9 protein-coding genes are annotated in these 11,232 nt (G+C 64.9%); 1 reads left to right on the top strand and 8 read right to left on the bottom strand.

Annotation, left to right across the window (positions count from 1 at the left end; all coding sequences use genetic code 11):
* The 8 genes from AC5RWX_RS24990 to AC5RWX_RS25025 all read right to left on the bottom strand — a co-directional run.
* The coding region (locus AC5RWX_RS24990; protein ID WP_494098978.1) for an IniB N-terminal domain-containing protein at window positions 1-1,115 on the bottom strand (1,115 nt) is incomplete at its 3' end.
* Window positions 1,116-1,277: 162 nt separating this feature from the next.
* A complete protein-coding gene (locus AC5RWX_RS24995) occupies window positions 1,278-3,350 on the bottom strand; it encodes a LuxR C-terminal-related transcriptional regulator (protein ID WP_494098979.1) in 2,073 nt (690 codons plus the stop codon).
* A 1-nt stretch (window position 3,351) separates the two neighbouring features.
* Entirely contained in the window at window positions 3,352-5,457 is a 2,106-nt protein-coding gene (locus AC5RWX_RS25000; protein WP_494098980.1) for an Hsp70 family protein, read from the bottom strand.
* 152 nt (window positions 5,458-5,609) lie between these two features.
* Window positions 5,610-6,695, bottom strand: coding sequence for a c-type cytochrome biogenesis protein CcsB (ccsB, locus tag AC5RWX_RS25005; protein ID WP_494098981.1), 1,086 nt, complete (start codon window positions 6,693-6,695; stop codon window positions 5,610-5,612).
* Window positions 6,695-8,449 carry a cytochrome c biogenesis protein ResB gene (gene resB, locus AC5RWX_RS25010; protein WP_494098982.1) on the bottom strand — a complete coding sequence of 585 codons (1,755 nt, stop codon included), beginning with the start codon at window positions 8,447-8,449 and terminating at the stop codon, window positions 6,695-6,697. The genes ccsB and resB overlap by 1 nt, the downstream gene beginning before the upstream one ends.
* Window positions 8,449-9,204: a cytochrome c biogenesis CcdA family protein gene (locus AC5RWX_RS25015; protein ID WP_494098983.1), complete on the bottom strand. Its 756-nt coding sequence runs from the start codon at window positions 9,202-9,204 to the stop codon at window positions 8,449-8,451. Before AC5RWX_RS25015 ends, resB begins: the two co-directional genes overlap by 1 nt.
* A 9-nt stretch (window positions 9,205-9,213) precedes the next feature.
* Window positions 9,214-9,792 (bottom strand): TlpA family protein disulfide reductase, encoded by a 579-nt coding sequence (locus tag AC5RWX_RS25020; protein WP_494098986.1) that lies wholly within the window; start codon window positions 9,790-9,792, stop codon window positions 9,214-9,216.
* 62 nt (window positions 9,793-9,854) lie between these two features.
* The gene (locus tag AC5RWX_RS25025) at window positions 9,855-10,535 is read right to left on the bottom strand and encodes a histidine phosphatase family protein (protein WP_494098984.1); all 681 of its coding nucleotides are present in this window, start codon (window positions 10,533-10,535) and stop codon (window positions 9,855-9,857) included.
* A gap of 202 nt (window positions 10,536-10,737) precedes the next feature.
* Here AC5RWX_RS25025 and AC5RWX_RS25030 point away from each other — a divergent pair.
* The coding region (locus AC5RWX_RS25030) for a YceI family protein (RefSeq protein WP_494098985.1) at window positions 10,738-11,232 on the top strand (495 nt) is incomplete at its 3' end.

The following is an 11,232-nucleotide window of genomic DNA, read 5'->3' on the forward strand; positions in this document are numbered from 1 at the left end:
GCGTTGGCTTCCTCGCCTGCGACAGCGGTGTTGTTCTCAATTTCGAGTTCGTTGTCAGCGATGACTGTGATGTCGTCAATCTCTGTGTACTCGAATTCGTTGTCTGCGACGACCGTGTTGTCCGCGACGACCGTGTTGTCCGCGACGACCGTGTTGTCCGCGACGACCGTGTTGTCCTCGACATTGGTGTAGTCGATGGTGTTGTCAGCCACAACGACATTGTCTTCGATGTTCGTATTCGTGGTATTGGTTGTCGTGTTCGTGTTGCCGACATTCTGCAGGTCGGCGTCTACGTCGATGTCAGTCGAGTGGTCCTCAGAGTTGTCCGTGTAGGTATTGCCCACATTCTGCAGATCAGCATCGATGTCGACTTCCTTGTTGTAGGAATCCTCAATCTCAACCTCCTTGTTGAAGGAGTCCTCGACAGAGTTGTCTGTGTTGAACGACTCGTCCACATCGATGTCAACCTCCGTGTTGCCGATATTGGCGTCACGACCCGCGGTAACGGAGTTGTCGGTCGAGTTGTCCGTCGAGTTGTCCGTGTTGTAAGAGTCCTCGATGTTGTTGGAGTCCTCCACATTGGCGTCGTCGCCGGCTGCAATGGAACGGTCGCCGGAAGCGATAACGGAGTCGTTGTCGAACCACTGGTTGACGTCACCGTCGGCCCAGATGTTCTGGTTGACGGACTGGTCAACGATGTTGTCCCGGTCGTCCACTGTGGTGGTGTAGGAGTAGTTGTTCACTACGTGGTGCAGCTGCTGGACGGCGTGTGCGTGGTCGTGGTCGTCGTGGTCGTGGTCGTCGTGGCCGTGGTGCCCACCGCCATGGTGTCCGCCACCCGTGTTTCCGCCTCCGGTGTTTCCGCCGCCGGCGTTCGGCCCGGTCCAGGCGGTGTTGCCGCCGGTGTTGTATTCACGGTCGAACCGGGAGGTGCTGACGGTGACCGGAGCGTAATCCAGGACTACCGGCATTGCGGCGTCTACGTCAGCGGAGCAAACCTTGCCCAGGCCGTGGTCCTCCAGAACTTTCTCCGGGTCATCCAGGAAGTCCTGGGCGGCCTGGCGGTCGCCGAAGAGGTGCATCAGGAACTGGACGAGATCGTTTGCGAGTGTCATGTGATGGTCCTCATCTTCTTTGAGTTGCGGATCGCCTGGCTGCGTCACCGGGCTTGAATCAAACGTACGGTTCCCCTCCGGACCGGGCATCGGGCCGCTTCCCCCTACTGGTTGCTCCCCCGCCGGGGAACTGCCTGCCCTCCTGTTAGGGGCATTAGGGGTTTAATCCTGTTGTGGATTTTCACTGCCAAGGGCCAGCCGCAGCCTTGCCAGCAGGTCCGAGCGGTTCTCTGCACCAAGCCTGCGGCGCATCCGCGCAATGTGGTGTTCGGCGGTCCGCGGAGAGATGTATATGGCCTCGCCGATCTCCCGATAGGTTTTGCCCTCAAGCACCAGCCTGGCCACTTCTTTTTCCCGCTCACTCAAACTGGAACCGTCCGGCTGCATGCCGTTGGCGGTCTCGGCGACGGAAGAGTTGCTGGAGTCCGGCGATCCGGAAGCTCCTGTCCCGGCGGAGCTCCCCTGCGGGTGAAGGTCCCTGGCACAGGAAAGCAGGCGCACCATGTCCTTGCGCTCTTCGGTTCGGGCAGCGGCATGTCCGGCCAGTCTCGCGCCTTCCCATGGCATTCCCACCCTGCCAAGCCCCCGGGCTGCGGCCTCTACATCGGCAGGCTGGAACCTGCCGGCCAGTACGGATACCCACGCCTTGCCTCCGGAAGCGAGCACTGCCGCCAGATGGCTGTGATGGGCAGCCCGTGCCAGCGCTGCAGCATGCGGTGCCAGATCGGCCGGGCTCTCACGGAGAAGTGCTGCCTGCGCTGCAGCCCAGTGGAAGGGGACTGCCCACAGTGGGGGGTCCCCCAGTTGTCCCAGCAGCCGCTTTGCCTCGTCCAGGTAATGCGCCATGCGGCGCGTTTCCCTCAGTCGTGCGGCCGTGATCATCATTTCGCCCCATGGCAACAGGCTGTAAAGGTCAACCGAGGTGTGCAGCATGGCTTCCCGGGCCCGCTCCCACGCCATTACGAGGTCGGCGATCTCGCCATTCCGCCGGGCGAGCCCCACATCCAGTGCCGCACGCAGGAACTCATCCCTGGGCACCAAAGGCCAGTGATTGGCCTTTGACGCCTCGTTGATGGCGAGCCTGGCGTCCTCAAGTTTGTCCTGCTGCATCGCTGACCACGCCTGGAGCAGGAAGAGCCGCGGCTTTGCGGCATTTCCACCCTGGCCCGCGGCAGCAGCTGACTTGCACACCGTTTCCGCAAGGTGCGGTTCGCCGCTGTGCAGGGCCATCAGGGCGGCCAGGGCGGCCGGAGTGTCTGGCAGGGGAAGCGCGGTACCGGTTGCGTTGAGCATGTCTGAGGCATGGATCAGCAACGGAAGGGCCTGTTGCGGATTCTGTGCCAGCGATTCCAGAATGCCCTTTGCCGTCTGGGCAAGCGCGGCTGCCAGCAGCGTGGGAGATGCCGGCGGTGCGTCCGGACGGAACAGCGACTCGGCGCCGGACTTGTTGCCGCAGCCGATCATGGTTACAGCCGCAAGGGGCGCGGAGGGTCCCACCTTGAGGGCCCCAAGCCAGCTGTAGGCGTCCGCACCGCGCGCCAGCATTCCCCGCTGCGCCCAGACCGCTGCTGCTACGTCCACCCCACGCCGGACGTCAGGCGGATCAGAACAGACCAGCAGGGTATCGATGATGCGGGTGGCGGTGTCGAGGTCACCGTCACCCGCAGCAGCCTGTGCCCGTCGTGCAGCGGTCGCTATCTCATCCGCCCCCGCCAGCAAGGCTTCCTCATAGAGTTGAGCGGCCAAGCCGGGATCGTGTTCCAGTGCCTTGTCACCGGCGTGCTCCAGCTCCGAAGCGACTCGGGGGTCCGCCAAGCCGCCACGGGCCAGCTCGCGCGCGAATTCCCCCAGCGGCTGGCGGTCGGCGACGTACAGCGAGACAAGTTCGCGCTGGAGGGCATGCACCCGGGCAGTGGGGGCTACGGCAAGCAAAGCATGCTGGGCCGGTCCGACCACGCTTCCGTCAGGCGACAGCAGCCCAGACGACTCAGCCCGTTCCACCAGGGCGTCAACGCTCTCCACCTCGCCGTCGTCAATCTTCCGCTGCAGATCCGCAGGCAAAGGCCCGGGCAGCACAAAGCCGACCGAGAGCGCCAGCAAAAGCTCGCGCACCACAGCGTTCTCGCCTTTAAGCTGCCGTGCCATCTGCTCGGCAGCGTGGGGTGATGGGCCCTGGTAGTGCAGCTCAGACTGCAGGATGCCCTTCATGTCCTCGCGCGCGTGATTGACCGCCATCCTAAGCCGCCGGTCCTGAGGTCGTACCGGGATCAGTTGCGGGAACCGTTTGTGCTGGAGGTGGCGGCGCCTCGGACTGCGTCAGAACAGGCGTCGGATCCGGAGCCGGCTCCACTGGCGCCGGGTCAGGAACTTGCGTCACCGGGTCAGGAACTTGCGTCACCGGGTCAGGAACTTGCGTCACCGGGTCAGGAACTTGCGTCACGGGGCCGGGCTCCGGCGTAACCGGGTCAGGAGCCGTTGTCACCGGGTTCGGGACTGGCGTGACCGGGTCCGGATTCGCCACCGGAGTACCGGGGTCGGTGGTTCCCGGTGTCGTTACCGGCTCCCCAGTTCCGGGAGCGGCGCCGCCAGTCGGTGTTCCGGTGGGATCCTGGGCTCCGGCAGTTGCTCCGCCACCGGCTGCGGCGCCTGTGGATCCGGAACCTCCGGCCGGGGTGCTGCCGGAGCCGGCCGCTGCAGTGCCGGTTGAGCCCCCACCTGCTGCTCTCTTATCGGCCGTCGCGCCCGAGGATGGCCGGCTGGTGGGTGAAGCCTCCACTTCCAGGCCCGCCCCGGCTGCGGAAGCTTTCTTGTTAACCCCGGCTTCGATGCCTGCCACTGGTGCACCGCCGGCTGCGACTGCACCCGCCCCGACGCTTCCGCCGCCGGAGCCACCAGACGCTGGACCTGCGTTGGCTGCTGCACCGGTCTTCGGAACGAAAATGGAGGTCAGGTCCCCGAACCCTCCCGGGCTTTGGGCCGCGGTGGCAGTGAGGACAGTGAACAGAGTGGCTGCGGTAGCGATGGCAGTCAGGCGGACAGTCGGCTTCGGAGCATGGGCCCCGCCGTGGTTGTGACCGTGGCCATGCCCCGAGCTCGCCCCTGCAACCGCGCTGGCCTCCGTCGCGCCCTTGCGCGACCAGCTGGCCCGGCGGTTGGGCAGGTGCCCTGCAGCGCCTGCCAGAAGCCCGACGGCGGTGCCGTCCGCTCCTACCGGAGCCGCTCCTGCCGCTGCCACGGACTCCTTGGTGGCAGGAACTTCCGCACGTGCCAAAACTGCCGAGACGGCGGCGCCCATGCAGATGGATGACTTGGGATCGGCGTCCACGGCGATGGGCCGGTCCAGCTGTTCCGAAATCAGCTGCGCCACGAGCGGGATCCGCGATGATCCGCCAATCAGCAGCACAGCCGAAAGGTCTGCCGGCTCCAGTTCCATCCCTGCCAGTGATTGTTCCAGCGCATCCACGGTGTCGCGGACGGGACCTTCGATCAGTGCATCGAACTCCGAACGGACCAGGCGAACCTGCTGCTGAACGCCGGGGAGGAGCACAGAAATGTTGGCCTCACTGTCGGAGGAGAGGGCCTCCTTGGCCTCCACGCATTCGCGCCGCAGCCTGGCCAGCGCCCCAAGCACTCCGGCGTCGGCGGTGTCGAGCTTTGACAGTACGTCCCCGGTGTGCTCGGCGACGTAGCGGAGCACTGCCGCGTCAAAGTCCGCGCCACCCAGATTTTCGATGCCCTCCGGACGCCCCACCAATTCGAACCGGTTGCTGGCGGCTTTCCTCAGGACAGCGGTGTCAAAGGTGCCCCCGCCAAGGTCGTAGACCGCAATGGTGCTGCCGTCCTCCACCCGCACCTGGGAGGCGTAGTACACGGCCGCCGCTTCGGGTTCCGTGATGAGCGTGACGTTCTCCAGGCCCCTGGCGGCCATGGCCGCCAGGATCCCTGAGGTACGGTGGCTGCCCCAGGCAGCAGGATGTGTGAGGACAACCTCCGACGGCGGCGCTCCTTCGCGCTCCTCTGCCCGGTCCACAACCCAGCGCACCATGGTTGCAAAGACGCTCTCCGGGGAGAGGGAAAGTTCTCCCACCAAGATCGGAACGGCGTCGCCTACCCGGCGCTTGAACTCGGGCACCACCCGGCCCGGGGAATCGAGGCCGCGGCGTTCTGCCGCCTCTCCCACTAAAACCGGACCCTCCTCCGGAAAGTAGACGATGGAGGGCACAGATGTCCCGCGGAGGCCCAAAGGCAGGCATTCCGGGGCAGAGGAAGATCCCTGGTCAAAACGGGTAATAGCAGCTGCCGTGAAACTGGTTCCGACGTCGATCGCGAGAACGTAGTTCATTGATGCCTCGGGAAACTGGTGTATCGCGAGCAAGCTTCATCACTGGCGAACGTCACAAAGGTAGCATCACGGCCGGACCGCGAACACCCCCTATTGCTACAATGAATTGACTTATTGCCGCTGGAACCCCTGAACTAAGGAGAAACTCCTGCTCAGAGGCCCGAGTACGAGTGAAGCCCGTTGAAGAACTGGTTCACGATGGTGAAGTTGAAGATCACGCAGAGGTAGCCAACGACGGACAGCCACGCCGCCCGCGTGCCCGTCCAGCCGCGGGTTGCGCGGGCGTGAAGGTAGCCGGCGTAAACAACCCAAATAACGAAGGTCCAGACTTCCTTGGTGTCCCAGCCCCAGAAGCGGCCCCAGGCTTTCTCGGCCCAGATGGCACCGAACATCAGGGTGAAGGTCCAGCCAATGAACGCGATGGCGTTGATGCGGTACGAAAGGTTCTCGAGGCTGAGCGCGGACGGCACCAGGCGCATGAACCCCAGCTTGTCCGTACCGCCGGCAGCAACGGTCTTTAGCCGGCGTGCCTGGACGAGCTGCAGCGCCGACATCGCGAACGTCAGGGTGAACAGTGCCGAGGAGAGCACGGCGATGGACACGTGGATGATCAGCCAGTAGCTCTGCAGGGCGGGAACCAAGTGGCCGACGGGCGTCCAGTACGCCACGGAAGCGGCCACCAGCATGATAATGACCAGGCCCACCACGAACGTGCCGAGGAAGCGCAGGTCGCGGCGAACCAGGACCAGCAGGAACACGGCCACGGCAACGAAGGCGCCGGTGGTGAGGAACTCATACATGTTGCCCCAGGGCACCCGGCCCGCGCCCAGCGCGCGTGTCAGCACGCCGGCGCCATGGATCAGCGCACCCAGGACCGTCAGGGCTACGGCCGCCCGGGCGGGAGCGCGCCGTTCGGCGGCGTATTTCATGTCGGCGTCGGCGGTGATGGCGCCACCGGCCCCGTTGCCTGCTGACCCGGCAGCGGACGACGACGGCCGTTCAGCCCTGCCCGCCGGCCCGGCGAGGTGCGACTCGCTGCGGTCCCCCGCCCGGACCCCTACCGGCACATGGGCCGGGTCTTCCGCCTGCGCGGCCTTGAGGTCGATGGCGTGCAGGGCCTTACTGCTCTTGGCCAGGTCCCAGGCGAAAGCGATGAAGGCCACCGTGTATGTGCCCGCAGCGAGCAGCATAAAGAGCTCACTGTACTGACCCATGGTTTCGTTGATTCCGTACGGCATTACTGGTCCTTTTCGGGCCCGGTGGGGCCGGCTGGGGTGGTGATTGAGCCTGTAGTGGTGGCGGCGCCCAGGTAATTGTCCTGCGCGGCGCCGGACGTCTGCTGGGAGGGTTCCGGCCCGGCTTCATCTGTGTCCAGCTGCCATTCCCCGGACAGCAGCTTCCGGACGGCTTCGGCTTCCGCGGCGAGGCGGTGGTCCTCACCACGTGCCAGGAGCCCGTACTCCACCATGGTGCGGCCGTCGGCGTGGGTGCCCGTGCGGACCCAGACGCGACGGCGGTTGACGTAGAGGGAGAGGATCAGGCCAGCCACCGCCAGCAGCGCGAAAATGAGGGCGTACAGCTGGCCAGGGTTGTGGTGGATGTCCACACCGATGTACCGCTTCACGCCGTCGAAGCTGATGGTGCCCTTGCCGTCCGGCAACGTGTAGCTGCTGCCGGGTGCCAGGGTGATGCCGCCGGCGTCCAGGTTCCTCGCATTGAGCGGAGTCAGGTCCTGCACATCCAACTCGAAGACGTTCTGCGGGGCGCCGTCGTCCAGGCCCAGGTCCCCGTAGTAGGAGTTCAAGGTCAGCTGCGGGTTGAAGAGGTCGGGGTCCCCGCTGAAGGACACGCCCTCGTTCGAGACGAAGGCCGTGGGCAGGAAGAAGCCGGCGAAGCCCAACTGGTCCGGCTTGGCGTCCGGAACCTTGATGACCACTGAGGAGTAGTAGTTGTCCCCCTGCAGCTTGGCCACTACCGGCCCCTGCATGGCCACGTTTCCGTCGCCGTCCCGGATGGTCACCACGGGGGCGTACCCGTTGCCGGTGAGGTAGATGCTAGTACCGCCCAGGGTGATGGGGTCGTTGACCTTCAGGATCTCCTTTTGCGCCGGCGCGTCCGGGTTCTCCTTGGTGGTCACCGCGGCGGAGAAGTCGATGGGCTGGCCGAACTTGCCCTCCGACTCGCGGTCGAAGGTGATGTCGAACTTGTCCAGCTGGACGGAATAGGGCTGGAGCTGGCCGGACTCGAAGTTCGTGCCGGGAGTGAACTGGTCGTAGCCCACCAGGGTGTTGACGAACGTGTCACCCTCCACCAGGATCCGCTGGCCGCTGTAGCCGAACAATCCACCGACGGCTACGGACACCAGCACCCCGATCAAAGACGTGTGAAACACCAGGTTCCCCACTTCCTTGGTGAAGCCGCGCTCAGCGCCCAGCGAGGGACGCTCGCCGCCGCTGTCCCGGACCTCCACGCGGTAGCCGCGCTTCTTCAGCACCGCAGCGGCACTGGTGATGGCGTCCGACGCCGGGATCCCGGCGTCGGACGGAATGACAAGGGTGCCGTACTCGGGGAGGCGGGACAGGCGCTTGGGTGTCCGCGGGGGCTGGGAGCGCATCGCCTTGTAGTGTGCGATGGCACGGGGAACAACACAGCCGATGAGGGAGATGAACAGCAGCAGGTAGATGGCCGAGAACCAGGCCGAGGAGTAGACGTCGTACAGCTGCAGAGTGTCCAGCAGCTTGCCGTAGTCCGGGTTGTCCTTGATGTACTGGGTGACTACGGACGGGTTGGCCGGGCGCTGCGGGAACAGCGAGCCCGGAACTGCCGCCACGGCGAGGAGCAGCAACAGGAACAGCGCTGTACGCATGCTGGTCAGCTGCGTCCAGGCCCAACGGAGCATGCCCATCGGCCCCAGCGCAGGCAGCGCCGCTTCCGCCTTGGCTGCAGCCACCTGGTCGGACGACTTCTTGTCTACGTTCACGCGCTCGCTCATCAGATCGGCAACTTCACATCGGTTTGGAACCAGTACTGCAGCCCGGTTACCCAGGTGCCCCAGACGCCACTGGCCATCAGCAGCCCGAGGACCACCAGGATGCCGCCGCCAATGCGCTGGATCGCCAGCCGGTGCTTGCGGAAGAACGCCATGACACCCATCCCCCGCCGAAGCGCCAGCGCAATCAGCAGGAAGGGGATCCCCAGGCCGAGGCTGTAGACGAAGGCAAGAAACGCGCCCTTGGCGGCGGACGAGCCGCCGGAAAGGCTCAGGAGCTGGACCGCGGAGTAGGTGGGGCCGATGCACGGTGCCCAGCCGAGGCCGAACGTGAGGCCCAGGAGCGGCGCCCCCCACAGCCCGGCCGGTGGCTTGGCCTGGATCTTGGCGTCCCGCTGCAACCAGCTGAAGCCGCCCATAAACACCACGCCCATAACGATCACCAGGATGCCCAGCACCTGCGTGATCCAGGCATTCTGCGAGCCGGTGACCAGGGTGCCCAGTTGGCCGAACGCGCCGCCGAGGAGAACGAAGATCACGGAGAAGCCCAGCACGAACAGCCCAATTCCCGCCAGCATCCGGCCGCGCTTCTGCTTCTCCAGGTCCACGCCTGACAGGCCCGTGACGTATCCCAGGTAGCCGGGAACCAGCGGCAGGACGCATGGGGACAGGAAGGAGACCAGTCCGGCCAGCAGCGCTACGGGAATGGCGAGGAGGAGCGAGCCGTTGAGGATGGCTTCTGCGAAGGGGCTGTTCATGGATCCGCGCTACTCAGCCACGGCGGCAGCGATGAGGGCTTTCAGGGTGCCCCGCTGGATTTCACCAAGGACGCGGGACGCCACGCGCCCCTGCTCGTCCAGCACGAGGGTTGTGGGAACTGCGCCGGGAGGAACCAGGCCGGAAACAGCCAGCAGGACTCCGCCGTCCTTGTCGTCAAAGCTGGGGTACGTCAGGTTGAAGGACTTGTCGAAGGCTTCCGCGGTGGCCTTCTCGTCCCGAAGGTTGACGCCGAAGAACTGCACGCCCTGCGGCTTGAATTCCTGGTGCAGCTCCTCGAGGACGGGCGCCTCAACCCGGCACGGGGCGCAGGCGGCGAACCAGAAGTTCAGGACGGTGACCTTGCCCTGAAAGTCAGCGGGCACAACAGTGCTTCCGTTGAACAGCGTGCCGTTGATCTGGAGGGCGGACTTCCGGTCGCCCTCCGCAAACTCGGTGACGGAGCCGTCGCCGGCCACATAGTTCTTGTTGTCCCCGGCCCTTGCCTGCTCTGCAAGGGCATCTTCCTGGGCGCATGCCGAAAGACCCAGGGTGAGCGCGGTCAACGCGAGGCCACCGGCAGCGAGCATGCTGCGGCGGGAGGTGATGGGCAGGCCGGGCCGGCCTTTTCCGATAGAACTGTCAGTCACTTCTAGGCTCCAGGGGTGCTGGCTGCACCGGGAAGAAGGGACGCCGCGGGTTCGCTGTAAGTGACGCGCACCAGTGTGCCGTCGTCGTCGAACACCAGCGACGTGATGGAGGTCAACGTGCACTCACGCTTTCGCGGATCGTGCCACAGGGGCTTGCCTTCCGCGCTCAGGCGGGTGGCCCAGATGGGAAGCTGGTGGCTGACCATGATCGCTTCGGGCCCCTCTGTTCCGAAATGGCCGTCGGCCAGCTCGATGGCGTGGAGGCGTGCCTCCTGCGCCGCTGCCATAACCCTTGCTGCCTGCTGCTTGTACGGCTCGCCCCAGGAAGGCCGGAGGGGGTTGACCAGCCGCGGCCAGTGCTTGGGCCTGCGCAGTTCCGCCTTGCTGACCTTAATACCCTCGAAGTAGTTCTCCGCCTCAATGATCCGCTCCTCCGTGTGGATTTGCAGATGCAGGGCTTCCGACGTCGGCCGGGCAGTTTCCTGCGCACGGTCCAGCGGCGAGGCGGCCAGGTAGGTGATTCTGGCCCCGTTTTCGGCACGCTGCCGGAAGTGCTCTGCGAGGGTGCGTGCCATCTCCTGCCCCAGCTCGGAGAGGTGGAATTCGGGCAGCCTTCCGTACAAAACGCCGTCGGGATTATGGACCTCGCCGTGGCGGAGCAGATGGACAGTGGCTTGGGGCATGTTTACCAGTTTCTCAAAGATGGCGTTCGATCCGAAATCTTCTACACCCAGTAGAACTGAAGTTTATGAAGAAATGTTCCGCGATCGGGAACAAAAGATGCATATGCATGTTTATAGTAGATGCAGCAGTTAGTTGAGACTTCAACCGATGAAGGTTCAACGGCACGACCGTCAACAGGTAACACCCCAAAGGAGCAACATCATGGCACTTCCCGCAGACGTCACCACCGGCACCTGGACCCTCGACAACTCCCACAGCGAGATCGGCTTCACTGTCCGTCACGCAGGGATCAGCAAGGTCCGCGGCCAGTTCAGGGAAGCAGCAGCAACCCTGGAACTGGGCGAGGACGTGGCGGATTCCCGGATCAACGCCACCATCAACACCGCCAGCTTCGACTCCGGCGACGCCAACCGCGACGGCCATGTCAAGGGCGAAGACTTCTTCGATGTGGAGAAGTTCCCCGCAATGTCCTTCGTCTCCAACGGCCTCGTGGCCAAGGGCAACAGCTACGAACTGACCGGCGACCTGACCATCAAGGGTGTTACCCGCCAGGTCACCCTGGAGACCGAGTTCAACGGCGTGGCCGTGGACCCGTTCGGCAACACCCGCGCCGGCGTCTCCGCTGGAACCACCATCAGCCGCAAGGACTTCGGCCTGACCTGGAACGCTGTCCTCGAGACCGGCGGCGTCCTGGTG

The sequence above is a fragment of the Arthrobacter sp. SPT-J7 genome (genome assembly GCF_059089965.1).

Coding starts and splice junctions, on each gene's coding strand:
- AC5RWX_RS25015 (WP_494098983.1), bottom strand. CDS start 9,204: ATGAACAGCCCCTTCGCAGAAGCCATCCTCAACGGCTCGCTCCTCCTC.
- AC5RWX_RS25000 (WP_494098980.1), bottom strand. CDS start 5,457: ATGAACTACGTTCTCGCGATCGACGTCGGAACCAGTTTCACGGCAGCT.
- ccsB (WP_494098981.1), bottom strand. CDS start 6,695: ATGCCGTACGGAATCAACGAAACCATGGGTCAGTACAGTGAGCTCTTT.
- AC5RWX_RS25025 (WP_494098984.1), bottom strand. CDS start 10,535: ATGCCCCAAGCCACTGTCCATCTGCTCCGCCACGGCGAGGTCCATAAT.
- AC5RWX_RS24995 (WP_494098979.1), bottom strand. CDS start 3,350: ATGGCGGTCAATCACGCGCGCGAGGACATGAAGGGCATCCTGCAGTCT.
- AC5RWX_RS25020 (WP_494098986.1), bottom strand. CDS start 9,792: ATGCTCGCTGCCGGTGGCCTCGCGTTGACCGCGCTCACCCTGGGTCTT.
- resB (WP_494098982.1), bottom strand. CDS start 8,449: ATGAGCGAGCGCGTGAACGTAGACAAGAAGTCGTCCGACCAGGTGGCT.